This is a genomic window from Peribacillus sp. NPDC097198 (assembly GCF_044762055.1).
In the GTDB taxonomy this organism is placed as follows: Bacteria; Bacillota; Bacilli; order Bacillales; family DSM-1321; genus Peribacillus.
Map to the genome: position 1 here is coordinate 1 of NZ_JBIWDO010000004.1, position 25,166 is coordinate 25,166.

At 40.8% G+C, this 25,166-nt stretch carries 28 protein-coding genes; 20 read left to right on the forward strand and 8 right to left on the reverse strand.

Annotation, left to right across the window (positions count from 1 at the left end):
* Positions 1-98 precede the first annotated feature (98 nt).
* The 3 genes from ispG to ACIQXQ_RS07715 form a co-directional block, all read right to left on the reverse strand.
* A complete protein-coding gene (gene ispG / locus ACIQXQ_RS07705) occupies positions 99-1,214 on the reverse strand; it encodes a flavodoxin-dependent (E)-4-hydroxy-3-methylbut-2-enyl-diphosphate synthase (protein WP_402869891.1) in 1,116 nt (371 codons plus the stop codon).
* A 232-nt stretch (positions 1,215-1,446) separates the two neighbouring features.
* Positions 1,447-1,773, reverse strand: coding sequence for a LysM peptidoglycan-binding domain-containing protein (locus ACIQXQ_RS07710; protein WP_402869532.1), 327 nt, complete (start codon positions 1,771-1,773; stop codon positions 1,447-1,449).
* A 342-nt stretch (positions 1,774-2,115) separates the two neighbouring features.
* Positions 2,116-2,889, reverse strand: coding sequence for a DUF1189 domain-containing protein (locus tag ACIQXQ_RS07715; RefSeq protein ID WP_402869530.1), 774 nt, complete (start codon positions 2,887-2,889; stop codon positions 2,116-2,118).
* 150 nt (positions 2,890-3,039) lie between these two features.
* Between ACIQXQ_RS07715 and ACIQXQ_RS07720 the strand changes: the two genes are divergently transcribed.
* The 9 genes from ACIQXQ_RS07720 (at position 3,040) to phoU (ending at position 12,702) form a co-directional block, all read left to right on the forward strand.
* Positions 3,040-3,525, forward strand: coding sequence for a DUF456 domain-containing protein (locus ACIQXQ_RS07720; protein WP_402869528.1), 486 nt, complete (start codon positions 3,040-3,042; stop codon positions 3,523-3,525).
* A 139-nt stretch (positions 3,526-3,664) separates the two neighbouring features.
* Positions 3,665-4,273 (forward strand): superoxide dismutase SodA, encoded by a 609-nt coding sequence (gene sodA / locus ACIQXQ_RS07725; protein WP_402869526.1) that lies wholly within the window; start codon positions 3,665-3,667, stop codon positions 4,271-4,273.
* 223 nt (positions 4,274-4,496) lie between these two features.
* Positions 4,497-5,717, forward strand: a complete 1,221-nt coding sequence (locus ACIQXQ_RS07730; RefSeq protein WP_402956517.1) for an MFS transporter — start codon at positions 4,497-4,499, stop codon at positions 5,715-5,717.
* A gap of 196 nt (positions 5,718-5,913) precedes the next feature.
* A complete protein-coding gene (locus tag ACIQXQ_RS07735; RefSeq protein WP_402869523.1) occupies positions 5,914-8,082 on the forward strand; it encodes a peptidoglycan D,D-transpeptidase FtsI family protein in 2,169 nt (722 codons plus the stop codon).
* 217 nt (positions 8,083-8,299) lie between these two features.
* Positions 8,300-9,271 carry a PstS family phosphate ABC transporter substrate-binding protein gene (locus tag ACIQXQ_RS07740; RefSeq protein ID WP_402956519.1) on the forward strand — a complete coding sequence of 324 codons (972 nt, stop codon included), beginning with the start codon at positions 8,300-8,302 and terminating at the stop codon, positions 9,269-9,271.
* A 139-nt stretch (positions 9,272-9,410) separates the two neighbouring features.
* Positions 9,411-10,310 carry a phosphate ABC transporter permease subunit PstC gene (gene pstC, locus ACIQXQ_RS07745; protein ID WP_402869889.1) on the forward strand — a complete coding sequence of 300 codons (900 nt, stop codon included), beginning with the start codon at positions 9,411-9,413 and terminating at the stop codon, positions 10,308-10,310.
* Position 10,311: 1 nt separating this feature from the next.
* Positions 10,312-11,190, forward strand: a complete 879-nt coding sequence (gene pstA / locus ACIQXQ_RS07750) for a phosphate ABC transporter permease PstA (RefSeq protein WP_402956521.1) — start codon at positions 10,312-10,314, stop codon at positions 11,188-11,190.
* Positions 11,191-11,213: 23 nt separating this feature from the next.
* On the forward strand, positions 11,214-12,029 hold the full coding sequence (gene pstB, locus ACIQXQ_RS07755; RefSeq protein ID WP_402956959.1) for a phosphate ABC transporter ATP-binding protein PstB: 816 nt from the start codon (positions 11,214-11,216) through the stop codon (positions 12,027-12,029).
* 19 nt (positions 12,030-12,048) lie between these two features.
* Positions 12,049-12,702, forward strand: a complete 654-nt coding sequence (phoU, locus tag ACIQXQ_RS07760) for a phosphate signaling complex protein PhoU (protein ID WP_402956523.1) — start codon at positions 12,049-12,051, stop codon at positions 12,700-12,702.
* A 65-nt stretch (positions 12,703-12,767) separates the two neighbouring features.
* Here phoU and ACIQXQ_RS07765 read toward each other — a convergent pair whose 3' ends face one another.
* Both ACIQXQ_RS07765 and ACIQXQ_RS07770 read right to left on the reverse strand, forming a co-directional pair.
* On the reverse strand, positions 12,768-13,229 hold the full coding sequence (locus tag ACIQXQ_RS07765; protein WP_402869515.1) for a hypothetical protein: 462 nt from the start codon (positions 13,227-13,229) through the stop codon (positions 12,768-12,770).
* On the reverse strand, positions 13,222-13,617 hold the full coding sequence (locus ACIQXQ_RS07770; RefSeq protein ID WP_402956525.1) for a hypothetical protein: 396 nt from the start codon (positions 13,615-13,617) through the stop codon (positions 13,222-13,224). The genes ACIQXQ_RS07765 and ACIQXQ_RS07770 overlap by 8 nt, the downstream gene beginning before the upstream one ends.
* Before the next feature lie 431 nt (positions 13,618-14,048).
* Here ACIQXQ_RS07770 and ACIQXQ_RS07775 point away from each other — a divergent pair, with 431 nt between their 5' ends.
* From ACIQXQ_RS07775 to ACIQXQ_RS07795, 5 genes are all read left to right on the forward strand, one after another.
* Positions 14,049-14,657, forward strand: a complete 609-nt coding sequence (locus ACIQXQ_RS07775; protein WP_402956527.1) for a hypothetical protein — start codon at positions 14,049-14,051, stop codon at positions 14,655-14,657.
* A 115-nt stretch (positions 14,658-14,772) separates the two neighbouring features.
* Positions 14,773-14,922, forward strand: a complete 150-nt coding sequence (gene rpmG, locus ACIQXQ_RS07780) for a 50S ribosomal protein L33 (RefSeq protein ID WP_028391797.1) — start codon at positions 14,773-14,775, stop codon at positions 14,920-14,922.
* A 146-nt stretch (positions 14,923-15,068) separates the two neighbouring features.
* A complete protein-coding gene (locus tag ACIQXQ_RS07785) occupies positions 15,069-15,641 on the forward strand; it encodes a 5-formyltetrahydrofolate cyclo-ligase (RefSeq protein WP_402956529.1) in 573 nt (190 codons plus the stop codon).
* A 78-nt stretch (positions 15,642-15,719) separates the two neighbouring features.
* A complete protein-coding gene (locus ACIQXQ_RS07790) occupies positions 15,720-15,908 on the forward strand; it encodes a hypothetical protein (protein ID WP_402869507.1) in 189 nt (62 codons plus the stop codon).
* Between the two features lie 124 nt (positions 15,909-16,032).
* Positions 16,033-17,574: a rhomboid family intramembrane serine protease gene (locus tag ACIQXQ_RS07795; RefSeq protein ID WP_402869505.1), complete on the forward strand. Its 1,542-nt coding sequence runs from the start codon at positions 16,033-16,035 to the stop codon at positions 17,572-17,574.
* Positions 17,575-17,579: 5 nt separating this feature from the next.
* On the opposite strand, the gene ACIQXQ_RS07800 is transcribed toward ACIQXQ_RS07795, so the two are convergent.
* A complete protein-coding gene (locus ACIQXQ_RS07800) occupies positions 17,580-18,437 on the reverse strand; it encodes a hypothetical protein (protein ID WP_402956531.1) in 858 nt (285 codons plus the stop codon).
* A gap of 196 nt (positions 18,438-18,633) precedes the next feature.
* On the opposite strand from ACIQXQ_RS07800, the gene ACIQXQ_RS07805 reads away from it, so the two are divergent.
* The 4 genes from ACIQXQ_RS07805 (at position 18,634) to ACIQXQ_RS07820 (ending at position 22,529) form a co-directional block, all read left to right on the forward strand.
* On the forward strand, positions 18,634-18,846 hold the full coding sequence (locus ACIQXQ_RS07805; protein ID WP_402869501.1) for a YqgQ family protein: 213 nt from the start codon (positions 18,634-18,636) through the stop codon (positions 18,844-18,846).
* Between the two features lie 4 nt (positions 18,847-18,850).
* On the forward strand, positions 18,851-19,822 hold the full coding sequence (locus ACIQXQ_RS07810) for an ROK family glucokinase (protein WP_402956961.1): 972 nt from the start codon (positions 18,851-18,853) through the stop codon (positions 19,820-19,822).
* A 210-nt stretch (positions 19,823-20,032) separates the two neighbouring features.
* A complete protein-coding gene (locus tag ACIQXQ_RS07815) occupies positions 20,033-21,196 on the forward strand; it encodes a M14 family metallopeptidase (RefSeq protein ID WP_402956533.1) in 1,164 nt (387 codons plus the stop codon).
* Positions 21,197-21,365: 169 nt separating this feature from the next.
* The gene (locus ACIQXQ_RS07820; RefSeq protein WP_402956535.1) at positions 21,366-22,529 is read left to right on the forward strand and encodes a YqgU-like beta propeller domain-containing protein; all 1,164 of its coding nucleotides are present in this window, start codon (positions 21,366-21,368) and stop codon (positions 22,527-22,529) included.
* A 49-nt stretch (positions 22,530-22,578) separates the two neighbouring features.
* On the opposite strand, the gene ACIQXQ_RS07825 is transcribed toward ACIQXQ_RS07820, so the two are convergent.
* Positions 22,579-22,752: a DUF2759 domain-containing protein gene (locus tag ACIQXQ_RS07825; RefSeq protein WP_402869495.1), complete on the reverse strand. Its 174-nt coding sequence runs from the start codon at positions 22,750-22,752 to the stop codon at positions 22,579-22,581.
* 231 nt (positions 22,753-22,983) lie between these two features.
* Between ACIQXQ_RS07825 and ACIQXQ_RS07830 the strand changes: the two genes are divergently transcribed.
* Positions 22,984-23,610, forward strand: a complete 627-nt coding sequence (locus ACIQXQ_RS07830) for an MBL fold metallo-hydrolase (RefSeq protein ID WP_402869493.1) — start codon at positions 22,984-22,986, stop codon at positions 23,608-23,610.
* A 111-nt stretch (positions 23,611-23,721) separates the two neighbouring features.
* Positions 23,722-24,819, forward strand: coding sequence for a class I SAM-dependent methyltransferase (locus tag ACIQXQ_RS07835; RefSeq protein WP_402956537.1), 1,098 nt, complete (start codon positions 23,722-23,724; stop codon positions 24,817-24,819).
* A gap of 50 nt (positions 24,820-24,869) precedes the next feature.
* Here the strand turns inward: ACIQXQ_RS07835 and ACIQXQ_RS07840 are convergent, their stop codons facing one another.
* Positions 24,870-25,112 carry a DUF2626 domain-containing protein gene (locus tag ACIQXQ_RS07840; RefSeq protein ID WP_402869489.1) on the reverse strand — a complete coding sequence of 81 codons (243 nt, stop codon included), beginning with the start codon at positions 25,110-25,112 and terminating at the stop codon, positions 24,870-24,872.
* Positions 25,113-25,166 lie beyond the last annotated feature (54 nt).

Consider the following 25,166-nt stretch of genomic DNA (forward strand, 5'->3'; position numbering starts at 1 on the left):
ATTTTACTAAAAAGGGCGATTTTTTTGTGCATAAATTTCATAAAAAAAGGGTTGCCCTAAAAGTCATTTTCCTGACTTTTGGGACAGCCCCTTTTTTACTATTTAATGACTGCATTAGCCGCTTCTTCTGCTTCAGCTCTTTGCTTTGCATAATACTCTTCGGCGATTTTGTCGATTTCTATTTTTAATTCTTCAACCATGGTTTCTTCAGGTACTTTACGAACGATTTTTCCTTTTCTGAACAGCAAACCTTCGCCTCGTGCTCCGGCAATGCCTATATCAGCCTCACGTGCTTCACCAGGACCATTCACTGCACAACCTAGGACAGATACCTTGATTGGTGCTTTAATCGTCTGGATATACTCCTCGACCTCATTTGCGATGGAGATAAGGTCGATTTCAATTCGTCCACAAGTAGGGCAAGAGATTAGTGTGGCCATATTAGAAGCAAGCCCGAATACTTTAAGGAGCTCCCTTGCTACTTTCACTTCTTCTACAGGGTCTGCGCTCAACGATACGCGGAGTGTGCTACCTATACCCTGGCTAAGGATGGCGCCGAGTCCAGCCGCACTTTTAACCGTACCGGAGAAGAGGGTGCCCGACTCAGTAATTCCCAGATGTAATGGATAATCAAAAGCTCTTGAAGCTTTTTCATAAGCTTCGACTGCCAAAGTAACATCGGATGCCTTCATTGACACGATGATGTCATGGAAATCAAGATCTTCCAGGATCTTGATGTGGTGCAATGCACTTTCGACCATTCCATCTGCTGTTGGATAGCCATATTTGTCGAGGATTTTCTTTTCAAGAGAACCTGCATTGACACCGATACGAATCGGAATGCCTTTAGCTTTGGCAGCTGTTACTACTGCTTCCACTTTTTCTCGGCGTCCGATATTCCCAGGGTTAATCCGTATTTTGTCCGCTCCGCCTTCGATCGCTTTCAAGGCTAGCTTATAGTCAAAATGGATATCGACCACAAGTGGAATATGGATGCGTTTTTTAATTTCAGGGATGGCATCAGCCGCTCTTTCATCCGGGCAGGCCACACGTACAATTTGACAACCTGCTTCTTCAAGACGAAGGATTTCTGCAACGGTTGCTTCAACATCATGTGTTTTAGTTGTTGTCATGCTTTGGATGATTACTTCGTTATTGCCGCCGATTGTTAAGTTTCCAACTTTAATTGGCCGCGTTTTAGTACGATGTATGATTTCACTCAAGTGGAATTCTCTCCTTTAGGAAAAAATCAATTTTGATTTTTCATTTAGTTCACTAAAATATTGTATCAATGTCCATACCGCTTGACAAGGAATAGGACGCATTACTTTTTTATTATGAAGTAAGTATACTCTTTTCAGTCGAGATTTTCTCGATTGAAGTTCGGCTATTTCTAGAAGACATCAATCCCAGCATCGGATAAGATAGATATATCATTACGGTTTATTAGTATGTGGGTACTTTGTACGTTTTACCAATCTGCATATTTTCAGGTTTTAACCCTTCATTCAAACTTTGGAAATCTGATATGACTTCTTCAATTGGCTTGTTTGATGCTCCCCTTTCATTTTCCATGATGGAGAGTAAGGTATCTCCAGGTTTGATGAGGACTTCTTTATATGCGATTGAAGGGGCCGAAGGTTTACTTACGGGCTTGGATGGCTGAACTGAAGTTGCTGACGATGGGGAGGTGGGTAAAGTTCCTGTAGTCATGTCGAAATAAATGATAAATAGAATGAAACAAATTGAGAAAAACATCAGTAACCTTTTCATTATTTCATCCCCCAATATGGTCTTTCATACATATATATTTGGGAGGATGGTGTATTATGCCTGAAATTGGGCAGGTTTTCCTGAGTGTCTTTTAAATAGAGTTTGTTTGGGCAGTCCTTTTTGAAGTTCATTCAAAAATCCCTTTGGTCATGCCATTTCACCCCTTACATACTGATTAAACTCTTATTATAGGCATATGTTCGGGAATAGTTTGTCGATTTTAGGTGAACGGGAAAAATGATGACTACAGTCACATATGGTTAGGGAGCAGGGGTGTCATATGGAATAACGCCCTGTACAAAAAACCAGACAGGCAAGAGCAAGTCTGGTTTTGATTTATTCTTATGATCCTATTTCTTCAGGATTATCATTCGTTTCTTTAATGGATAAGTGAAGCATAATTAACGACACGAACCAGCTAATGAAGGAAGCGAAGGGGACTTCTGCTTGAAAGGCGTCCATGATTGTGAAGAAAATAGTGGACAGCGTGATGCTATATGCGGCAATCCTCCATAGGTGTCTATACGATATTGAACGCCCCATGGTGCTCCGGAATATCGTCCCGAATGCAGCAAGAATGGTCACTTTCAAGAATGTTCCAGCAGCCGTGAATAAATATAAAGTCAGGAGAAGCAACGGCAGGATGATCGGTAGGACGGATTCCACGGAATGGATCCATTTGTATAAATCTTCATTATTTCCTTCTAAGAGTGAATAAGGAGAAGTTTGTATATTGCCATTCGATACAAATACAAGTTCGGATTTTAAAAGGGCCACTGCTTCATCCGTTTTTTCGGAAACATCTTTTGGAGTTAAGGAACCAGTGCCATCCACGAATATTTGGTAGTTGTCTTTTTTCAAGACGAATGGCTCTTTGTCAGCAGAGGTTAGCGTTCCATTTTTAATTTCAAAATCAGGCATTTCCTCCGAGACAGTTTCTGAAATCGCGTTTATTCCATTCGTAATCATTGTACCTAAGTAAAATGCGGAAGGAAGGAAGAATATGAGGCTCAAGAAAAATACATATAAAATTGTCTTACCAATTCCCTGGTTTTGAAAGGAACCGATATCTTTCGGTGAATAGAGGCTCACCCATAGTTGTTTGAATATGTTCATGATTTCAGCACCTATCTTATGATATTCCCCTCAATTTTAACTAGAGTTATGGAATAAAACAACCTGTATCAGCATTCAATGGTTTCAACCGCATATAAACGGGCAAATATGAAGAGGTAAGGTGTATAAAATAGAAGGGATGTTTTATTTGTGGATACGCTATTTTGGATCATCATTATCCTGATGTTCATCATCGGTTTTGTCGGTTTGATTTTTCCCATCATCCCAAGCGTATTATTCATATTCGCAGGGATTTTGTTATATGGACTTTTTTATTCCTTTGAGCCTTTTGGTTGGTTTTTCTGGACGGTCCAAGTTTTGTTTGTCGTTCTTTTATTTTCTGCGGACTATATTGCGAATATGGTCGGCATCAAAAAATACGGAGGGACTAAGGCGGGTGTTTGGGGCAGTACAATCGGGCTCATTGTCGGTCCTTTTGTGATTCCATTTGTGGGAATATTGATTGGGCCCTTCATTGGAGCATTCCTGGCCGAGATCCTTTTCCATAAAAAAGATGTGGTTACGGCATCAAAAATCGGCCTTGGTTCCGTGGTAGGCTTCATAAGCAGCATTTTCACTAAAGGAATCATCCAACTTTTGATGATTGGGTACTTTTTATTCGTGATCTTCGCCTAAAGAACTATAAAATGAAAATAAATATAGGCATAAGATTTGAAACGGATAAGAAAATTTGGTAATCTAATGCTAACGAGCTTTAGGAATCTGAAGATGACTAGAGCCCCAAAAAACAGCTTACATAGGGAGGAATTTTATTATGGCTTTCGAACTTCCACAATTACCTTACGCATACGATGCGTTAGAACCACACATTGACAAAGAAACAATGAACATTCACCACACTAAACATCACAATACGTATGTGACAAACTTAAACAAGGCGCTAGAAGGAAACGAAGAGCTTCAAAGCAAAAGCGTTGAAGAAATCGTTGCTAACCTAGACGCAGTACCAGAAGCTGTACGTACAGCTGTACGCAATAACGGTGGCGGACATGCTAACCACTCATTATTCTGGGAAATCCTTTCACCAAACGGTGGCGGACAACCAACTGGTGAATTAGCAGACGCTATCACTTCTAAATTTGGAAGCTTTGACAGCTTTAAAGAGGAGTTCGCTAAAGCGGCAACTACTCGTTTCGGTTCTGGTTGGGCATGGCTTGCCGTTAACAACGGTGAATTAGAAGTTACTAGCACACCAAACCAAGACAACCCATTATCTGAAGGAAAGACTCCACTTCTTGGATTAGATGTTTGGGAACATGCTTATTACCTGAACTACCAAAACCGTCGTCCTGAATACATCAATTCTTTCTGGAATGTTGTTAACTGGGATGAAGTTGCAAAACGTTACAGCGCAGCTAAATAATTATACGCACTAATAATAAGGCGGAAATCCTTTCGGGGATTTCCGCCTTATTTGTTTTATGGGAACTAATCGTTTACAACTTACTTATTCCTCTTGGATAATCTAAAGGGATAGGCCTGATGCCTGATTGGGAACGCCGATTCATCAGTTTTCTTTCCCTTTCTCACATAAATGCCATTGTTTTTTCAAACACTAGAGTGGAATTTGAAGGGGAGTTAAAACAATGGGTATTTTAGTAAAATGGAAGGGAGAGGCGGGAGCGAAGAAGGATTTGCAGCTTCTCTTGCTGATTGGCGGATTATATAGCCTGAGTGTCGCTTTATCCAATACATTTGTTAATGTGTATCTGTGGAAACAATCCGGTCAAATTATTGATATTGCCGTTTACAATTTAAGTGTGGTTCTTTTCCAACCAATTACTTTTGTATTTGCCGGACGGTTAGCCAAAAAGGTCGACCGAATTATCGTTTTAAGGTTAGGCGTAAGTTTCATGGCTTTGTTTTATTTGACAGTCCTTTTGGTAGGAACGAGGGCCACGGATTTTCTTTTTCTATTGGGGGCCTTGCTAGGGATTGGCTATGGGTTTTATTGGCTAGCGTTTAATGTTTTGACTTTTGAAATTACTGAACCGGATACGAGAGACTTCTTCAACGGTGTTTTAGGGGCTCTACATTCCTTTGGGGGCATGATTGGTCCTATCCTTTCAGGGTTTATTATATCAAGGCTCGAAAAGTTCACGGGGTATACAATCATTTTTGGTTTATCATTATTACTGTTTACCATTGCCGTTTTTATGAGCTTTTCCTTGAATAGACGCCCTGCTCACGGAAAATACTTTTTTATGAGAGTATGGAAAGAAAGAAAAAATGATAAGAACTGGCGTATGATCACCCGTGCCCATTTTTTTCAGGGGCTTCGGGAAGGAACGTTCATGTTCATCATATCCATCACCATCTTTGTACAAACGGGAAGTGAACTGGCTATAGGGAGCTATGGACTATTGAATTCAGCGGTGTCCTTCATTGCTTATTTTTTTGTTTCGCGGTACATAAAACAACCCATGCGGAAGAAAGCAATCCTTATCGGAGGCATCTTTCTTTATATGGGAGTCTGGCTCATCGCTTTCGATGTGACATTCGGTAAGCTTCTCGTTTATGGGGCCATCGTTGCAGGAGCATATCCGCTGTTGCTTGTTCCATATATTTCTTTGACCTATGACATCATAGGAAGGGCTAAGGATGCAGCTAAAATGCGAATTGAATACGTGGTTGTCCGTGAACTGTTCGTTCATCTTGGAAGGATTGTTTCTGTAGTAGGTTTTATCTGGATGGTCATGAGCTTTGATTTAAAAGAGAGCTTGCCCTTCTATTTGTTAATCGTTGGTGCGGGACATTTGATCATTTATTGGTTTGTGAGGAATATCGATATCTATGATCGAGAATGAAAAAAGGCCTTGGAGGGCCTTTTTTTATTGTAAGATGGTGGTAAAAAAACGCGAATGAACGGCTTGAGCGTGCTTTTGGGCTAGATTTTCTTTATGTGTCTAATATTTCTAGAACATGAAGGTAGAAAAAAACAAAATTGTTCTATAGAATAGTATAGGACTATCATGACTATGGATAAAGGAAGTGTGGCTTGGTGTGGTAAATACAAAGAAAAAGAAAAAGACGCATGTACCTTTCAGATTGAATGTTCTTTTCTTTTTAGTATTTGTTTTGTTTTCTGGTCTGATTTTGCGTTTGGGTGTCGTACAGATCGTATACGGCGATGATTACCGACGCGAGATTGAAAGAACAGAAGAAGTAACCGTGAATAATTCGGTGCCTCGTGGCAAAATGTATGACCGGAATTTGAAATTGATGGTCGACAATCAGCCGCTGGATGCAATTACATATACAAGAAAGCAAGGTACGAAACAAATAGAAATGGTTGAAACGGCCGAGAAGCTAGCTAAGTTGATTGATAAAGAAGCCGATAAGGTCACGGATCGTGATAAAAAGGATTTTTGGATCCTGCGTAATCCAGAGCTTGCGGAGAAAAAGATTACGGATAAAGAAAGAAAAAAGGTAGAAGAGGGAGAGCTTGAAGAAGCTGATTTGTACAAGCTACAGCTCGAACGTATTACAGAAGAAGAAATGAAGCTTTCCAAAAAGGAAATGGAAGTCCTGGCGATTTATAGGGAGTTCGCCAGTGGTTATGCACTGACTCCACAAATCGTGAAAAACAAGAAAGTAACCAAGGAAGAGTTTGCAAGGGTGAGTGAAAATCTCGATTCGCTTCCAGGTGTGGATATTTCAACCGATTGGGACAGGTTCTATACCTATAATAAAACGCTTAAGTCTGTGTTAGGAAAGGTGTCTTCTTCAGAAGAAGGATTGCCTAGCGAAAGCCTTGATTATTATTTAGCACGTGATTACAGCCGGAATGACCGTGTGGGTAAAAGTTATATTGAGTTGCAATATGAAGATGTCCTCCAAGGCCAAAAGGCAAAAGTGAAGAATGTAACCGATAAATCAGGAAACGTTGTGGATTCAGAAGTCATTACTGAAGGACAGCGTGGGAAAGACCTGGTGTTGACGGTTGATATGGATTTACAGTTGGCAACAGAGGAAATCATTGAAAAGCATTTAATCAGCAAGAAAAAGATGGGGAACACAAAATTCTTGGATAGAGCGTTTGTCGTGATGATGGATCCGAAAACGGGAGAAGTTTTAACGATGGCAGGTAAAAAATATGACAAGGATGAAAAGACGGGAAAAAGGTCCATTAATGATTTCGCATTAGGAAACATCACGACTTCTTATACGATGGGTTCTGCTGTGAAGGGTGCGACTGTTTTGACTGGTTATCAACAAGGAGCCATTCAGCCCGGAACATTCTTCTATGATACAAAGTTGAAGATCAAAGGTACAAAGGAAAAAGGATCTTATAGCAATTTCGGGAACATAAACGATTTAACGGCTTTAAAAGTCTCTTCCAACGTTTATATGTTCAGGACCGCCATTAATATTGCAGGTGCACATTATGTGCCGAATGAGCCTTTAAACATTAAATCCAGTGCATTTTCAACGATGCGAAATTCGTTTGCCCAGTTTGGTTTAGGGGTTCGTACGGGAATCGATCTCCCGATGGAAATGAATGGTTTCAAGGGTTCCGAAACAACTCCGGGTAAATTACTGGATTTTGCTATCGGTCAGTATGATACATACACTCCTATGCAACTTGCGCAGTATGTGTCCACGATTGCCAATGGCGGGAACCGTATGGAACCCCACATTGTTAAGGAAATACGTGATCCGGTTGATGAAAATGATGAATTGGGTCCCATTTCCGAAGAAGTTTCACCAACTGTCCTGAATCGTCTTGATATGAAGGATGAATGGATTACCCGTGTACAAAAGGGCTTTGAAAAGGTAACGATGGAAGTAGGCGGAACCGCTTATTCTTACTTTGGAAATAAGTCTTATACAGTAGCGGCCAAAACAGGTACGGCGGAAGCATTCTATGATGGTCCGAGTAGATTGGATTATAGCGAGCCTCAAGCCACGATGAATATCACGCTTGTGGGTTATGCTCCAGCCGAAAACCCGGAAGTTGCATTTGCTGTTGTCGTTCCTTGGGCATATCAGGGACATTCAGGTCATTCCATGAGTAAAGAAATTGGTGCGGAAATCATGGATACTTATTTCAAGCTGAAAAAAGAGCGGACCGAGAAAAAAGATACGAATGCATCAACCGATTTGAAAGTTGAGAACGGTAAAGAGATTCAAAAAGAGCAAGCTGAAATAAGAGATAGTCAAGACGAATAAAGAAAAGATACACGCTTTTGGGATCAACCCAAAGCGTGTTTTTTTATGTTCAAATGGGGATGTTCAGGGTGCAACCACTTTTCTCTTAGCATCTTTACACTAGGTGAACAATCATTTACTGAATATTTACAATTCCTTTATACGAGGTTTACAGAGTAATCGTATGATTTGTATGTAGGACAAATTAATCATAAAAAAATATTAGGGGGACTTACGCATGAGATATTTCAAGGGGATGGCGATGACTGTAGTAATGGGTGGAGTGATAGCCATTGCGGCTGGTTGTGGTGCGGATGATTCGACTAAAACAAGCGGTGCAAAAGGGGAAGGCTCTAGCTCATCTTCATTGGCAGGGGAAGTCATCATGGATGGTTCTTCTACTGTATTTCCCATAGTAGAGGCAGTTGCGGAAGAATATATGGCTGAACAACCGGATGTGAAAGTTTCTGTAGGATCTTCAGGAACGGGCGGGGGATTTAAAAAATTCATTGCCGGTGAAACGGATTTAACGAATGCGTCCCGACCTGTCAAAGAGGAAGAAAGTAAATTGATCGATGAAAAAGGTATTGAATATACAGAATTGAAATTAGCGTTTGATGGCATCTCGATAGTGGTCAACAAAGATAATGATTTTATTGAACACATGACAGTCGAGGAACTAAAAGAACTATGGGTTGATAATGGAACCGTGAAGAAATGGTCTGATATACGTCCGGAATGGCCAAAGGAAGAGATTAAGTTTTATTCCCCGGGTACAGACTCAGGCACATACGATTATTTCAATGAAGTCATACTCGAGGAAAAACCGATGGTGGAGAACGCGACACTTTCCGAAGATGATAATGTCTTGGTTCAAGGAGTAGAGGGGGATAAGAATGCCATAGGGTTCTTTGGATTCGCGTACTATGCAGAGAATAAGGATAAATTAAAGGTCATCTCCATCGATAATGGAAATGGGGCCGTTGAGCCAACCCATGAAACGATTAAAAGTGGGGACTATGCTCCTTTGTCTCGTCCCTTATTTACCTATGTAGCGAATAAATCAGTAGCAGAGAAGGAACAAGTAGCGGATTATACGGAATTCATGATTGAAAATGCGGGAGAACTATCTGAAGAAGTAGGGTACATCAGCCTTCCGGAAGAGGAGTATAAAAAGGATCTTGATAAATTGAAAGAACTAAAGGAATAGACGGTTTAATCATGTCACTCCTTTCCGTCTCCTCATCTGAATTCAGAGCGGGGAACGGATGGTCATTCAAATATTGCGTGTTTGAAATGGAGGATGCATTTTGGAACTGAAACAAGCAGAAGCCTATTCTGTACAGCGAATGATCCTGGAGAGAAAAAATAAAAAAAGGTTCAATCTGGAAAAGCTGATTCCGGTCATGCTGTTCCTAACAGCGGCCATATCGGTCTTCACGACCATTGGAATTGTCTTTACCCTTATTTTTGAGACGTTTATATTTTTTGAGAAGGTATCGATCGTTGAATTTTTTACAAATGGTAAGTGGTTACCTTTTGCCGCCACTCCTTCTTATGGAATTATGCCACTTGTTGTAGGTACACTGAAGATAGCGGTAATAGCCTCGCTAGTTGCGGTCCCCGTAGGACTTGCCACTGCCATTTTCTTGAGTGAATATGCATCAGAGAAAACGCGGAGAGTGATAAAGCCGATTCTAGAAGTGTTAGCGGGGATTCCCACTATCGTTTACGGATTCTTTGCCTTGACCTTCGTTACACCGGTTTTGCGTGATCTCTTCCCCTTCCTGGAAATGTTCAATGCGCTAAGCCCTGGGATCGTCGTAGGAATCATGATCATGCCGATGATAGCCTCTTTATCGGAAGATGCACTTATCTCGGTACCGAAATCGATCCGTGAGGGTGCATATGCTCTAGGTGCCACAAAGCTTGAAACGACGATAAAGGTGGTCCTGCCAGCTGCTGTATCCGGCATTGTGGCTTCCATCGTCCTGGCTATCTCGAGAGCAATAGGAGAGACGATGATCGTGAGTGTGGCAGGTGGTTCGACTCCTAGCGTGAGCATGGACGTCACCTCATCGATTCAAACGATGACAGCCTATATCGTGCAGGTCAGTAGTGGGGATGCTGGGTATGGAACAACGATATACTACAGCATCTATGCGGTCGGAATGACACTGTTCGCTTTTACGCTAATCATGAATCTGCTGGCGCAGTTCATCTCCCGCAGGTACAGGGAGGAATATTGACATGAAACTGATAAATAAAGGTCTTGTAGCAAAGAAAATGCCTGTCCGGCTGGCGATTAACTCAATCTGTAAAGGGTTATTCTTCTTGGCAACCTTATTTGGGCTCCTGATCTTAGCCCTCTTATTCTATCGGATATTTACTCAAGGGATTGGTCACTTGAATGGGGATTTTCTCCAGAACTTCGCTTCCCGAAAACCTGAAGAAGCTGGGGTAAAGGCTGCTCTCATTGGTTCATTATGGCTGATGGCCGTCGTTGCACCGGTTGCTCTTATGTTGGGGGTTGGGACGGCCATCTATTTGGAGGAATATGCGAAAAGGAATTGGATCACCACATTCATCAAAGTTAATATATCTAACCTGGCGGGAGTTCCTTCCATTGTATTCGGATTGCTTGGTTTGACGGTTTTCGTCAGGGCTTTGGCCTTGGATCGCTCCATTTTGGCAGCAGGACTAACGATGAGCCTACTCGTCCTGCCAGTCATCATTGTAGCGGCACAGGAAGCCATTAGGGCTGTACCTCGTGAATTAAGAGATGCTTCTTATGGAATGGGTGCCACCAAATGGCAGACCATCTGGAAAGTGGTCCTGCCAGCAGCGATACCAGGGATTTTAACAGGTGGGATCCTTGCTTTATCCCGGGCAATCGGAGAAACCGCTCCATTGGTGGTGGTCGGCATTCCATTATTCATTGCCTTTTTACCGCAATCAGTCATGGATACGTTTACGGTGCTCCCTATGCAAATCTATAACTGGACATCGCGTCCTCAGGAAGAATTTCAACAGGTGGCTGCAGCAGGAATCATCGTGTTGCTCATTCTGCTCATTTTCATGAATTCAATTGCTGTGGTAATCCGAAATAAATTTCAGAAAAGATACTGATGGGGGGAGAAGATAATATGAACATGACCTTAGCGAAACAAGAGGTTCCACTAATTAAAAATGAAAAAAAGCCTGTTTCTTCAAGGGCTCCCGTATATAAAACGGCAGGGCTCAATCTATGGTATGGGGAAAACCATGCATTGAAAAATATTGATCTTGATATGCATGAGAATGAGGTGACCGCAATCATCGGTCCGTCAGGATGTGGGAAATCCACCTTTATCAAAACGTTGAACCGGATGATCGAACTTGTTCCAGGCGTAAGGACGACAGGACAGATTAAATACCGGAACCGTAATATCCTGGATCAATCTTATAAAGTGGAGGATTTGAGAACGCAGGTGGGTATGGTTTTTCAAAAACCGAACCCTTTCCCTAAATCAATCTATGAGAATGTGATATATGGACCGAAACTTCATGGCATCAAGAATAAAAAGATTTTGGACGAAATAGTGGAAAAAAGTTTAAGAGGTGCTGCCATCTGGGATGAAGTAAAAGACCGTCTTCAAGAAAATGCATATGGACTCTCAGGTGGGCAACAACAGCGACTTTGTATCGCTCGGTGTCTCGCCATTGAACCTGATGTCATTTTAATGGATGAACCGACATCAGCGCTCGATCCGATTTCCACATTAAAAATTGAAGAATTGATCCAAGAGCTAAAAAAAGATTTTAGTATTATAATCGTTACCCATAATATGCAGCAAGCGGCCCGAATCTCTGATAAAACGGCTTTCTTTCTAAATGGAGAAGTCATCGAGTATGACGACACCGATACCATCTTCTCGAACCCGCATGATAAGAGGACCGAAGATTATATTACAGGTCGGTTTGGATGAGAGAAAAGGGGGCAGATGCATGATTGTACGCGAAAATTTCGAACTTCAGTTAAAAGAATTACAAGGGAAAATCGTTGAGTTGGCTGAATTGGCATCAGGCGCAATCACTAAATCATTTACGGCACTCGAGAACAGGGATTTTGAAGAAGCGCTTGGAGTCATCGAGGATGATACGAAAGCAGATTTATTGGAAGAGGAAATTAACGACTTCGCCATTCTCCTAATTGCTAAACAACAACCGGTTGCCATCGATTTACGGAGGATTATTGCTGCCATCAAAATTGCATCCGATATGGAGAGAATGGCAGACTTTGGCGTTAATATAGCCAAATCGGCCATACGAATCGGTGATCAGCCTTTCATTCTTCCGATAACTTCATTGAAAGAGATGTATGATATCACACTGAAGATGATTGAACTTTCCATTGATGCCTTTGAGAGGGAAGATATTACTTTAGCGCGAGAAATCATTGAAATGGACGATGAGGTCGATCGTTTCTATGGGGATATGATCCGAAGTCTCCTAAGATTGTCGGATGAAAAGAACCTACAACAGGTGACTCAACTTTCCTTCATTGCCCGCTATCTAGAACGAACGGCTGATCATACAACGAATATTGCCGAAAATATATACTTCCTTGTGAGGGGGCGTTATATCAGCCGCAGGGATTGAATATAGGCAGTTTTAATAGAGAGACTTTGCCTGGCCGGCAGCCATTCAAAGTCTCTCTTTTATCATTATTGTGTCAGTGTCTTGGCCAATTGTCGATAGGTCATGTTATCCGTGACGACAAATTCGCCAATCTGAATGTTCTTGGAGAAGCCCTGATCTTCAACGTAAGACTCAAAACGTGCAGCGTCATCGATGATTTTTTCCTTTTCCAGTTTCGTTGCTATTTCTAGTGTAGTCATATTGGCTTTCACTTCTAAGGTATAGGAAACAACAGGATTATTCTTTTTGGGAACCTCTTTCTCTTGTTTCTTCTCCTCCTTGTCGATCCTTTTTTCTTCTTTTTCGGAATTTAGCCTTTCGTCTTTCTGCAAGGATACGAGATAGCCTTTTTCATTCAGCAATTTCTTAGCTTCTTCCACAGTCGGTCCAGTTTCTTCGTTGGGCTCCGTCATATAATAAAAACCAGCAAAGATTGTTGTGGAAACAATGAGGCCTGCTGAAAAGGCCTGAAGAGTCACTTTATTCATCTTCTTTTCCCCGCAATCCATATTCTTCAATGACTGAAAGGGTTTGTTCTTTCGTCAAAGAGGATTGTTTGGCGATCTGGTCCAGTGAAAGTCCTTGGTTGTATAAAGAAAGAACCTGGCTCTTTAAGATTTTATGAATGGACTCCCTGTCATTTGAAGGAGTGGTTGCTTTGAGACGGTTTGCCTCAGAGTGGTCTGGCCCGTCCTGGATCACAAATTCCTCTTCAAGAATCTTCACCTTTTTCTTCAATTGGTAGATATCCTGCATATAGGTTATAGTCATTTGTTCTAGATCTTCTTCTAATTTAGCAACCTTGTCTTGTTTGAAAAAAGAAATAATAAGAAGGATGATTGCCAATGAGAATAATAGAATAATTAAGATTTGCATGTTTTCACCTCAGGGAGAAAATTTTCGACATTTACATCTATTTTACACATATTTATTAAAAATTTGGTGATTTTCCTTTTATTATATTTTTAAAATAGCATTTCTTTTCCTAATCTGACGGATTTTCATTCGCTATTTGTCGAAAATGCACTCGTTTTTATAAAAAAAAATAAATATGGATAATAATTTTGATGTAAATCCCTTTATTTCTAAAGTAAATAAATTTCGACAAAATGTGTTTATTGTTCATTGGCGAATTCAATGCTAACATAAATGTAATAAAATAAACTGAAAAATCAAATAGTTTTATTTCTTAAACAAGGTAAAGCCTTTCTTAAAATTAGTGTGTAGGATTATGAGAGATTGAGTGTCACTGTCAGCGCCTATCGTTAAGTGTGATATAAATTCGAAAAGAGAAAGGGATGATTTTTATGAGTTCATTATCCGCATATATGCCACAGGATAACCGGGAAGTATTTCGAAAGGGGTTAAAGGCGGGGCTATGGATGGACGAGAGTTTTGATTGGTATCCTGAAGAGGATATGATGAGTCAGCCCGGCGGGGAAATAAGGTCGCTTTTACAAACGTTTACCCAAGGAAAAATAACATTTTCAAAGTTCACGATAAGAAATACGTCCTTTGAGCCTAAATATCCAAAGATGTTCTTTCATTATGAAAACGCTTTCGAAAAGCAAGCGGTCGCTTTTTACAGTCCGGGTGAGCGGGCAATCCTACATGTTGCGACGCAGTCGATTGCCCTATTAGGAGGAGTTGTAAAGGGGAAAGGTATTTCACAATACTGTATTCAGGGGAAAGGGAGTCTCTATCAAGAAGGATGTTTTAAATCGTTGAAAGAAGGGATCCTTGCTTACTCACCACTTGCCAAAGGGGAGGTCACCAGTATGTTCACCCTGGAAACGGAAATCCTGCCAAAGGAATGTGTGGAAGTAGTGGCATGGGCCATACATGCTGAAACAAAAGAAGAAGCAAAACTCCTGAATCACAATCTTCTTCAAACCATGAAAAACGGCGAGAACTAGGAAAAAAAAAGTTAAATTAATTTTTCCCGAAAAACATACTAGCATTTCACAATAAATAATGCTATTATAGAAAAGTCCTATGTGAAAAAGTCAATATGTTTGGAGGGAAATACACATGCGCGTAAATATTACATTAGCTTGCACTGAATGTGGAGACCGTAACTATATTTCTAAAAAAAATAAACGTAACAATCCAGACCGTCTTGAGCTTAAAAAATACTGCTCAAGAGAAAAACGCAGCACAACTCACCGCGAAACAAAGTAAGCAACAGGATTTTCCTGTTGTTTTTTTTTTGCTTTTTTCCCTTTTAGCCATTAATCCTAAAATTCGACAACTTTCTATTTCGGCTTTCGTAAATGAGTTCATTTTATGAGATACTGATAGTAGTAGACTTAAAGGAGTATAAAATGATGAGAGAGAATAAAAAGATAATCAGGCAACGCATTCGAACTCATTTAATGGAAATGAGCAATGAAGAGCATGAGGAGCTATCAAATAAGATTGCCGAAAATCTATTTTCACTTGACGAGTGGAAACAGGCCAAAACCATCGGCATTACCATTTCTATCTACCCTGAAATTTCAACGGTCAGGATCATTGAACAGGCATGGAGAGAAGGCAAGTCGATTGCCGTACCGAAGTGCTATCCAGAAGAGAAGACAATGGATTTTAAGAAAATCACTTCTTTCAATCAGTTAGAGTCCGTTTATTATGGTCTTCTTGAACCAATGGAGGATACGAAAAAAGCATCCGTCCGTGAATTGGATCTTTTGGTTGTCCCGGGTTTGGCATTTTCGAATGAAGGATATCGTCTAGGATTTGGCGGAGGTTATTATGATCGTTTCCTTTCTCATTACAGTGGAAAGACGTTAGCGCTTGCCTACGATGTTCAAATACTGGATGACTTGCCAATAGAGGTGCATGATATCGCCGTTGGTAAACTGATTACTCCCACGAAAGTTTTACGTACATATGCTCATTAGAGCAAGAAGAGGTTCCATTATTATTTTTCACTCATAAAAATCCTTTCCTGTATCACACTAATGGTAGGAGGGATTTTTATGTTACGAGTAATTGTACAAATATTTTTGATTGGTTTAGTGATTTATGCAGGTTTCAAAAATCGGTATCGTTTGATGAATATAGCCCTATCGAATGGCATGATAAGAAAATATCTAGTGACCAAGTCCTTAAACATGCCGATATTGAGGGATAAAATGATGCAAAGTATGTTTTCACAAACCAAATGATGAGTGAGTAGAAGGAACCTAATGAGAGGGTTCCTTTTTTTATGGGATGTACACTTCTTTTTTTTACTTTTTTGATCATTTCGTCTATAGTTTGAATTAGATAATATAAGGATTTCATCAGGAAATGATTTGGAAAGTGGGGAATGTTTTGGGGTATAAAGAGGAGTATTTATTTTGGGAGATTGTCCGGCTATTGTCAGTTCAATATGATTACCGCATGATCACTGTCACGGAAAATCATGAGGAAATATGGCTAGAAAGCGAAAAAAACACGGATTTCCCCGTGATAAGATTGATTCGTCATGATCTTGATTGGGCAAATTGGCTTAAAAGGGATATAGACCGGACCTTGAAAAACGGCGAACAAGTCAGGAAAAAGTTATATAAAAAACCAATGAGCATTTTAAGTATCTATGTGAGTAAATTTGCTCCTGTTGATGATTTTGAATTTAGCGCACAACCAGCTATGCTTCAAAAAACGAAAGTGAACACCTTTATATTTGCAAGCGAGTCTTTTCAGACTTCCAAACAAAATTTGGAGGCTACCCTGAAAACACCACTTTCGATTTCTGTACCGGAGGATGAAGAAATTGATGAAGGGCAAGTGCTCGAGTTAAAGAAGGTAGCCATCTCAGCTTCCGTCAAAAAGGCTAAGGCTGAACAAAAAGTATTCCAGCAGGCTAAACCATTCTTTACCTATATATTGATAGCGATACAGGTTGCTGTATTCATCTTGATGGGGTTTAGTGGAGGGAGCACCGATTCCAGGACTTTAATCGAGTTTGGAGCTAAATACTCGCCTTACATCCTTCAAGGGGAGTGGTGGAGGTTCTTTACTCCGATGGTTGTCCACATTGGTTTTATCCACTTACTCATGAATACATTTTCGTTGTACTTGATAGGGGCGGAAGTTGAAAGGATATATGGGAATGCTAGGTTTCTATTCATCTATATCTTTGCAGGTTTTGCAGGAACTCTAGGTAGCTTCATTATGACTCCAAACCTTTCAGCAGGAGCCAGCGGAGCTATTTTTGGTTGTTTTGGGGCCCTGTTGTATTTTGGAATGGTGTATCCAAAGTTATTTATGCGTACGATGGGTTCTACCGTCATTCTTCTCATCGTCATTAACCTGGTATATGGTTTTACCGTATCGGGAATCGATAATGCAGGACATATCGGTGGTTTGATCGGTGGATTCCTAGCGGCCGGGGTGGTCCACCTACCGAAGACGCAAAAGGTGTTACGTCAGATGGCTTTTTTAGTTGGAACTGCCGTACTGACTTACTTTTTGCTGCAATTTGGCTATACTCATCAGAAAAATGATGATGAAACAATGGCCATGTTGGCACAGGATTACATTGAAGATGGTGAGGAAGCGAAAGCGGAGGAAATGTTGGCGGACTATGTGGAGGATAATTCTGATGCACCGATATCTCATTTCATCCTTGGGAACCTATCCTTTGATAATGAGGAATTCGAAGACGCTCGCCACTACTTTGAAAAAGCGATTGAACAAAACCCTAAGTTACATGAAGCACATTACAATCTCGCTTTGGCGTATGCCAAGCTCAACCTGATGGATGAAGCTAAAGAGCAGGCTCAAAAGGCCGTTGAGCTTGCTCCAAAGGAAAAATCATATAAGGAATTGCTAGAAGAATTGGAATAGGAAGTCTATAATTTTTGCCTTAGCAAATATGGGGTGCCGTCTTTACCGGAAAATAAGACGAGGACTTCCCTTTTATCTTTGGCTACTAACAATAGGGGGATGGTGCTGCCTTGTGGACTCAAGGTGGTCCCGTCCTCTTTTTTTATGCTTATTACATAATTTTTATAAAGGCCTTCCCAAAGTTTACCGACAATTTCTTCCCGCTGGAATGAAGGAAAACTTGAAAGCCACTGATTTTTTCTGGCCGGTAAATCGGTTAGAGAAATCACTTTATATTGATTTGGGTCAATATCAAAGTGTTCTTCGGCTTTTTGTAAACTATTTTGGGTAATATTCTTGGTTACACTGTCCAGGACATGTTTCCACTCCTTCTGTTCCTCGGAAAGGGGATTATGGAAAGATTGAAAATCAGGTGTAGATATGGCATATAGTTTGTCTTTACTTAATTGTTGTGCGCTTGTGAAAATGGTATCAGAAGGGTGTAACTCGGCATAATGAAAGGTTATCGCATCATAACGCCCACTTTCTTTTTCCTTGAATTTGTCTGACTGTGAGAGCTCTTGTCGATTTTGTTTCCAGTTTTTTAACGTGCCTTCTAGTTTCCCATTCTTGTAAAGGAGTGAAACGTCCTGACGCAAATAGGCTGTCTGATCCAATGAGGAGTGAACTTTCCATGTAAGGGAATAGGCGTCCTTTCCTGTTTCTTTCGCTACCAAATGAGTAGAAGCATGTTCAAATTGGAGGGAAGAGTCAATTGGGAAATAAATGATCGTTTCCTCTACCTGGTGTGTGTCCGAAAAATATAGGATAATAAAGATGGCAGCTACCATTAAAAAAACGGTATACTTCAATTGTAGTTTCATTTGTCGCCTCCGTTTTTGGCTGTATGCTATAAACAAGTTCATTTAAAAGAAAAATGAATAAACGGAATGCTAGATGGAAATACCCACTGTTTCATCATATGAATGGTGCGGGACAAGAAGTACTGAAAAATAACATTAGAGGATTCACATGGCAAATTGATTATGCTGTATGGAGAAAATAGTAAAGAGGTTTAATATGAAAACATACTATGATTTACAACAATACTTGAAAAAGTTTGGGACATTCATTTATTTCGGTGATCGTGTGGCTGAGTTGGAAATGATGGAATCTGAAATCAGGGAAATCCATCAAATGCAAATGATGGACACGAAGGATTACCAGATGGCGATACTCTTGATTAGGCAGCAATTGGCTATTGAAAGAGAAAAAAATGATAAAAAAAGGTGATACGATGGAAAAGGTGCTGTTAGGGGTTGACTTGGGCGGAACCACAACCAAGCTTGCCTTAATCAATGTTTACGGAGAGATTATTCATAAGTGGGAAATTGCGACTGACATTTCCGAAAATGGAAAGAACATCACCATGAATATTGCAAAGGCGATTGATGCAAAGCTGGAGGAACTCAATGAACCGAAAAGTAAAATGCTAGGTATCGGAATGGGTGCCCCGGGCCCCGTCAACTTTACCAACGGATCCATTTATGAAGCGGTCAATCTCGGTTGGAAAGACTATCCATTGAAGGATTTATTGGAAGTGGAGACATCTCTTCCGGCCGTGATCGACAATGATGCTAATATGGCGGCATTGGGCGAGATGTGGAAAGGCGCTGGAGAAGGAGCTAAAGACCTTGTGTGTGTAACGCTTGGAACAGGGGTAGGCGGAGGGGTCATCCATAATGGCAAAATCGTACATGGTATAAGCGGAGCAGCTGGGGAAATTGGTCATATGACCGTCGTTACAGAAGGAGGGGCTCCCTGTAACTGTGGCAAGGTTGGCTGCTTGGAAACGGTTGCTTCGGCAACTGGAATTGTCCGACTTGCATCAGAAGCATTGGGAATGGCGGGCGAACCCTCTCTGCTACAAGAAAGAATACAAGAGGGAAATCGGCTATCCTCCAAATTGCTTTTTCAATGCGCACTAGCAGGAGATTCTTTGTCTAAATCTGTGGTGGATCGTGTGGGCAATTATTTAGGACTGGCATTATCCCATGTTGGCAATGTCATGAATCCTGAAAAAATCGTTATCGGCGGAGGGGTTTCTAATGCTGGAGATATACTCCTGGAACCAGTCCGTAAGGCATTTGAACTTTATTCTTTTAAACGAGTTCGCAAATCGACAAAAATCCATCTAGCAACCCTTGGAAATGATGCCGGGGTCATAGGGGCTGCCTGGCTTATTAAAAATCGGTTAAATCCATCATGATCTTACTTGTAATGATTCAACCGATTATATAGGCATGGGTGGATGATGAATAGATGGAATATTGCAAAAGAAGTGACGGGAACTGAATGTAGGTATTGTTTGGCTCGGTCAATGTCCATGGAAAAGAAAGGGTCCTTTAAAAGGGGAGGTTCTTACATGTTTCCCTTTTTCATTTCATAAATATTAAGGAATGAAAGGGGACGATAGTGGATGATAATCATAAGTAGGAATGGTGACAGTTTGGACTATTACAGTAAACTGTTTCAAATCCCACAGGTGTTGGTGGAGGAGGCTAACAGAGATATCCAAGGCATTCTGCAGGAAGGACTTTATGTGAACATACCGGGGTTTATTCTTCAGAAGGAGTCAAGGAACGATTTTGATCTGGTGACAATCTCCAAACACTATCATTTGCCGCTGGATGCATTGATCCTGGTTAATCAGTCAAACCAAGGACCTTTTTCAGTACCCGTTCGAATCATGGGCCCTCTGCTTAATCCGGTCAAGTTCTATGATTATCAGTCACTTCTGGATGATTTGGAGGCTTTAACCGTACATTACCCATTTATCAAGGTGGAGTCGATTGGAAAGAGTGTGTTAGGCAAAGAGCTGTTGGAAGTAAGAATCGGCCAAGGTGAAAAAGTCATCCATTTTAATGGTTCATTTCATGCAAATGAATGGATCACCTCGGCCATTTTAATGAAATGGCTTAATGATTTGCTTCTCGCCCTAAGCAACGATGATCGCATATGCGGCATAGCGTGTTTGCCTTTTTTTCAGGAAGTGACCATTTCGGTCGTTCCTATGGTCAACCCTGATGGCGTAGACCTTGTACTTAAGGGGGAGGAAGCGGCGGAGGGGTGCGTAGATGTGCTCGAAATGAATAATGGCAACCCTGCTTTTTATGCCTGGAAGGCGAATATACGCGGGGTTGATTTGAACAATCAATACCCTGCCAAGTGGGAGATAGAAAAACAAAGAAAAGTACCACAGGCACCTGCACCGAGGGATTTTCCCGGTGAGGTGTGTTTGTCGGAGCCGGAAGCAATTGCCATGAAAGAATTGGCAGAGAAGCGGAACTTTTGCAGAGTCTTGGCACTCCATACGCAAGGTAAAGAGTTTTACTGGGGGTATGAAGGATGGGAGCCTAAGCAAAGTGAGGAAATCGCTAAAGAGTTTGAAGCGAGAAGCGGGTACCGTGCCGTTCAATATGTTGACAGTCATGCAGGCTATAAAGATTGGTTCATTCAAGAATTCAGGAAAGAGGCCTATACAATAGAGTTGGGCAAGGGGATCAACCCGCTTCCTTTATCCCAGTTTCCTTCTATATATGAAGAATCTGTGCATATTTTAATGGCGGCATTATATATGTGACCATGATTTTTGTCGGAATATACTTCCAAATAAATATAAGGTGATTAATCGCCACATTTCTTCTTTTTTACTTTATAATGAAGAACATAAGAGGTTCATTTGTAATCTCTTACTCTTTCTAATGTCTTGCTCACACATATGCCAGGCGTTTAGTTTCAAAGGAAGGTGTGTGGAGATTAAAGTGTTTAATGCAGCCCTCACTCAATTGCTGCCTATCTGTAAGATGGTAAGTATCGTTTTGTTGTGTATCTCCACTACCCTTCTTCTCTCGGCTTGTGAGCCTTCCAATGACCTTAGTAAACCCGTAGCTGATACGGAAAAAGAAAAATCCCAACACAATCAGGAATCTTCATTGAGCACATTAGAAATCCCGGCTTCAGAAAAGGGAAAAATCGAAGCTATTTATGGTTGGCTCGATTCCAACACCATTTTGTTTTCCGAAAAGAAAGATGGTATGGATTCACCACAGCTGATGGAATGGAATTTGAAAACGAATACTTCAGCTGTTTTTTATCAGCCTTCTTCGGATTTTAGTGAAGTGTCAATCAGTCCAACAGGGGCACATGTGTTGATTTCTTCCTTCACATCAGCAGGTAAAACGGCGATTACAATCTTGGACCGAACGGGTAACCCACAATATTCTCTCGTGTTACCTGCCTACGAATTATCTTTTGAGTGGAATTCGTTCCAAGAGGATATGTTGTTTCTAACCAGTTTTTATGAAGATTGGACATACAGCAGTTATGTGATAAACCCAGAAGAGCAAACGGTTCATTCCCTTGATTTTCCACAGCCTTTCGCTCAATGGGATAGTGGAAATGGGTTGATGTTTCTTGATTGGGATAGGGAAGAACCCGCTTTGACGGCTCCTTTAGAAAGAAAAGCGTTGAATGATGGGACAGTGGAAAACTTAATGCTGGATGTCATTCATTTTAAAAAAGTGAAACACGCGCTTATGACTATTCAAGTGGAGACAGAAAAACAAGATCGAGGTACATACGCATTTTATGATGAGACAAACAAACCGATCCATTCTTTTTCCGTACCACTATTGAAAAGCTTTTCAGATTGGGTTATACCAGCCTATGACATGATTGAAAAGAATAAGGAACTTTTAACGTTCGTTCCTGTAGAATCAAAAGACGCTGACCAATATGAAAGTAAGTTTACTTTAACTAAATTGAATTGGGAAACGGGTACACAAGAAGAATTGATGAAGGACATGGAAAATGAACCATTGAGCTGTTCGCTTGATGGCAGTCTATGCTTATATGGGAATCAATTTGAAAAAATCATTGATATGAAAACCCATCAAATAAAAAAATTATTCTAAGAAATATAATGACTAAATCAAAAGCTCGCCACATGGCGAGCTTTTTCTTTTAATGTGCAACTGGAAAACCGCTGTTGATGATAGTCATGACAGTAAACCAGCCAAATACGGCGGCACTGCCTGCTGCGAAAATGAATCCCAAGAAGTTTCTTTTTTTAATTGTGGTAACTACCGCTGCTAAACCAAGTATCGCCACAAGTCCGAAAATGACCATTAATACCATATCAAAACCCCCTTTTCCCTAATTGAAAACCCAATCCCTAATAATATACCCAGAGATTTAAGTAACTACCAAAAATATGTAGAAAAGATTGCATTTGTTAATATTTTAATATTTTTTCAATTATTTGTCGAGGCCTAAAAGATGACACTTCTATGTCATGGGTAAACTGTATCAACAAAAGATCCAAATTGGTGTAAGATAAGGGTAATGAAAATATGGGAGTTGTTGAAGATGAAATGGACTCAAATACCTCTAGGACCGTTGCAAACGAATTGTTATATCGTTTCCGACGGACAGAAGTGCTTAATTATTGACCCGGGCGAGGAGCCGCAGAAAATAATTCAGTACATACAAACCAAAAAGTTTAAACCGCTGGCCATTTTATTAACCCACGCACATTTTGATCATATCGGTGCACTGGATGCCATCCGCGATCATTATGAAATTCCTGCGTATATCCATGAAAGGGAGGCCAAATGGCTGCTTGACCCTGCCCTGAATGGTTCACAGAACTGGTTCCCCGATAATCCGATGCGCATGAAGCCGGCAGACCATATCCTTGCCAACGAACAGGAGCTTACTATTGGCGGATTCACTTTTGAAGTGCTTGAAACACCGGGACACTCGCCGGGCAGCGTCTCCTATTATGCAAAGGAAGAGCGGCTTCTCTTTTCCGGGGACGTCTTGTTTCAGGGAAGTGTAGGAAGAACGGACTTGATAGGTGGCAGTGAATCAGTGCTTTTAAAAAGTATTGATACGAAATTATTGCCCCTTTCTGATGATACAATTGTCTTTCCAGGGCACGGTCCCATTACGACCATTTTAGATGAAAAGAATACGAATCCCTTTCTGAAATAAGAGATGCTACAGGTGCCGGATCAGGTACCTGTTTTTCTTTGAATTATAATTGATTGAATATTTTGACTCGTGTAATTATACTGAAGGTACTCGAAAAAAGGAGGTGGGAATTTGGAAAAGTTCCTGTATGAACTGATAGGAAATAGTCCACATAAAAAAATATCCTATCAGGACTATATGGAAGCTGTTCTTTATTCACCTACTTTAGGCTATTATATGCGTGAAAAAGAGAAGATTGGTATGAACGGTGACTTTTATACATCTGGTAATGTTGGCGATGCATTTGGTAGGACCCTTGCTAGGTGGTTTGCCTTCTTAATGAAGGAAAGGGGGTTGCCGCCTTGTGTCGTTGAAATGGGGGCTGGAAATGGAAAGCTGGCCCATGACATTCTCAAGTATATGAGAGAAGAAGAACCAATGCTGTGGGAGGATTTTACATATATCCTAGTGGATAGCAGTCCTTATCATAGGAAACTGCAACAAATGCGGATACGTCCATGCGAACAGGTCGTTTTTGCCACTGATCTCGAAGACTTCCCAATAGTGAAGGGAATCTTGTTTTCTAATGAACTTTTTGATGCATTGCCGGTCCATGTTATCGAAAAGAAAAATGGAGAGCTTGTAGAAATATTCATCACGGTGAAAGAAGATAAATTAGTGGAAATAAAGGAATCCCTTGAAAATCAGGAAATCCACTCCTACCTGGAGGAGCATAATATTGCATTGAAAGAAAATCAGCGTTATGAGGTACCTTTAAAGATGGTAGAGGAATTTGAGAGAATCGTTAATCGCCTCCATGCGGGTATCCTCCTTACCTTTGATTATGGCTATACGGAACTGGAATGGGGCGAACCAGCTCATCAGCAAGGTAGCTTAAGAGGTTTTTATCAACATAACATGGTCAATGACATACTCCAACGACCAGGGGAAGCGGATCTGACTACGCATATCCATTTTGATACCCTAATCAAACTTGGGACTAACCGGGGTCTATCCTTGAGAGATCTCCTGGTGCAACGGGACTTTTTACTGAAAGGGGGAATTCTTGAAGGGCTGAGGGATCACGAAGGAACAAACCCATTCTCCGAACATGCTAAGCGTAACCGTGCGATACGAAGCTTAATCATGCCTGGAGGCCAAAGTGAATACTTTAGGGTTTTAGTACAAACAAAGAATATAGACGAAAAGGTGAAATTGTTTCGTGAATGAGACATGATAAAACCCATGGACCAAGAGTCCATGGGTTATGTATTTTGCTCTTAATGTGCAGCGCCTGGGGTCATCATAAATACGCTCCAGTAGGAAAATCCTGCAAAGAAAACGGTAAGATAGGCACCGAAAACGTAAATATACATGCGTTCAGACAACTTCAGGTAACTCAATAGTACAAAAAATCCGGTTTGTGCGAAGAAAAGTAAAGATGTTTGGTACATATCGCCAAGATAAAAGAAAATTGCCATAACCCCTGTCCAAAATCCACAAACTCTAAACATGCGTTCCATCTGAATACCTCCCTGTGTCTAGTCGTGTTCATACTAAATAATTATAAATGAAAT

Bases quoted from the DNA above. Each gene is read 5' to 3' on its own strand.
- ACIQXQ_RS07710 (WP_402869532.1), bottom strand. From the start codon at position 1,773: ATGAAAAGGTTACTGATGTTTTTCTCAATTTGTTTCATTCTATTTATC.
- ACIQXQ_RS07715 (WP_402869530.1), bottom strand. From the start codon at position 2,889: ATGAACATATTCAAACAACTATGGGTGAGCCTCTATTCACCGAAAGAT.
- sodA (WP_402869526.1), top strand. From the start codon at position 3,665: ATGGCTTTCGAACTTCCACAATTACCTTACGCATACGATGCGTTAGAA.
- ACIQXQ_RS07730 (WP_402956517.1), top strand. From the start codon at position 4,497: ATGGGTATTTTAGTAAAATGGAAGGGAGAGGCGGGAGCGAAGAAGGAT.
- ACIQXQ_RS07740 (WP_402956519.1), top strand. From the start codon at position 8,300: ATGAGATATTTCAAGGGGATGGCGATGACTGTAGTAATGGGTGGAGTG.
- pstC (WP_402869889.1), top strand. From the start codon at position 9,411: ATGATCCTGGAGAGAAAAAATAAAAAAAGGTTCAATCTGGAAAAGCTG.
- pstA (WP_402956521.1), top strand. From the start codon at position 10,312: ATGAAACTGATAAATAAAGGTCTTGTAGCAAAGAAAATGCCTGTCCGG.
- pstB (WP_402956959.1), top strand. From the start codon at position 11,214: ATGACCTTAGCGAAACAAGAGGTTCCACTAATTAAAAATGAAAAAAAG.
- phoU (WP_402956523.1), top strand. From the start codon at position 12,049: ATGATTGTACGCGAAAATTTCGAACTTCAGTTAAAAGAATTACAAGGG.
- ACIQXQ_RS07765 (WP_402869515.1), bottom strand. From the start codon at position 13,229: ATGAATAAAGTGACTCTTCAGGCCTTTTCAGCAGGCCTCATTGTTTCC.
- ACIQXQ_RS07770 (WP_402956525.1), bottom strand. From the start codon at position 13,617: ATGCAAATCTTAATTATTCTATTATTCTCATTGGCAATCATCCTTCTT.
- ACIQXQ_RS07775 (WP_402956527.1), top strand. From the start codon at position 14,049: ATGAGTTCATTATCCGCATATATGCCACAGGATAACCGGGAAGTATTT.
- rpmG (WP_028391797.1), top strand. From the start codon at position 14,773: ATGCGCGTAAATATTACATTAGCTTGCACTGAATGTGGAGACCGTAAC.
- ACIQXQ_RS07785 (WP_402956529.1), top strand. From the start codon at position 15,069: ATGAGAGAGAATAAAAAGATAATCAGGCAACGCATTCGAACTCATTTA.
- ACIQXQ_RS07790 (WP_402869507.1), top strand. From the start codon at position 15,720: ATGTTACGAGTAATTGTACAAATATTTTTGATTGGTTTAGTGATTTAT.
- ACIQXQ_RS07795 (WP_402869505.1), top strand. From the start codon at position 16,033: ATGATTTGGAAAGTGGGGAATGTTTTGGGGTATAAAGAGGAGTATTTA.
- ACIQXQ_RS07800 (WP_402956531.1), bottom strand. From the start codon at position 18,437: ATGAAACTACAATTGAAGTATACCGTTTTTTTAATGGTAGCTGCCATC.
- ACIQXQ_RS07805 (WP_402869501.1), top strand. From the start codon at position 18,634: ATGAAAACATACTATGATTTACAACAATACTTGAAAAAGTTTGGGACA.
- ACIQXQ_RS07810 (WP_402956961.1), top strand. From the start codon at position 18,851: ATGGAAAAGGTGCTGTTAGGGGTTGACTTGGGCGGAACCACAACCAAG.
- ACIQXQ_RS07815 (WP_402956533.1), top strand. From the start codon at position 20,033: ATGATAATCATAAGTAGGAATGGTGACAGTTTGGACTATTACAGTAAA.
- ACIQXQ_RS07825 (WP_402869495.1), bottom strand. From the start codon at position 22,752: ATGGTATTAATGGTCATTTTCGGACTTGTGGCGATACTTGGTTTAGCA.
- ACIQXQ_RS07830 (WP_402869493.1), top strand. From the start codon at position 22,984: ATGAAATGGACTCAAATACCTCTAGGACCGTTGCAAACGAATTGTTAT.
- ACIQXQ_RS07840 (WP_402869489.1), bottom strand. From the start codon at position 25,112: ATGGAACGCATGTTTAGAGTTTGTGGATTTTGGACAGGGGTTATGGCA.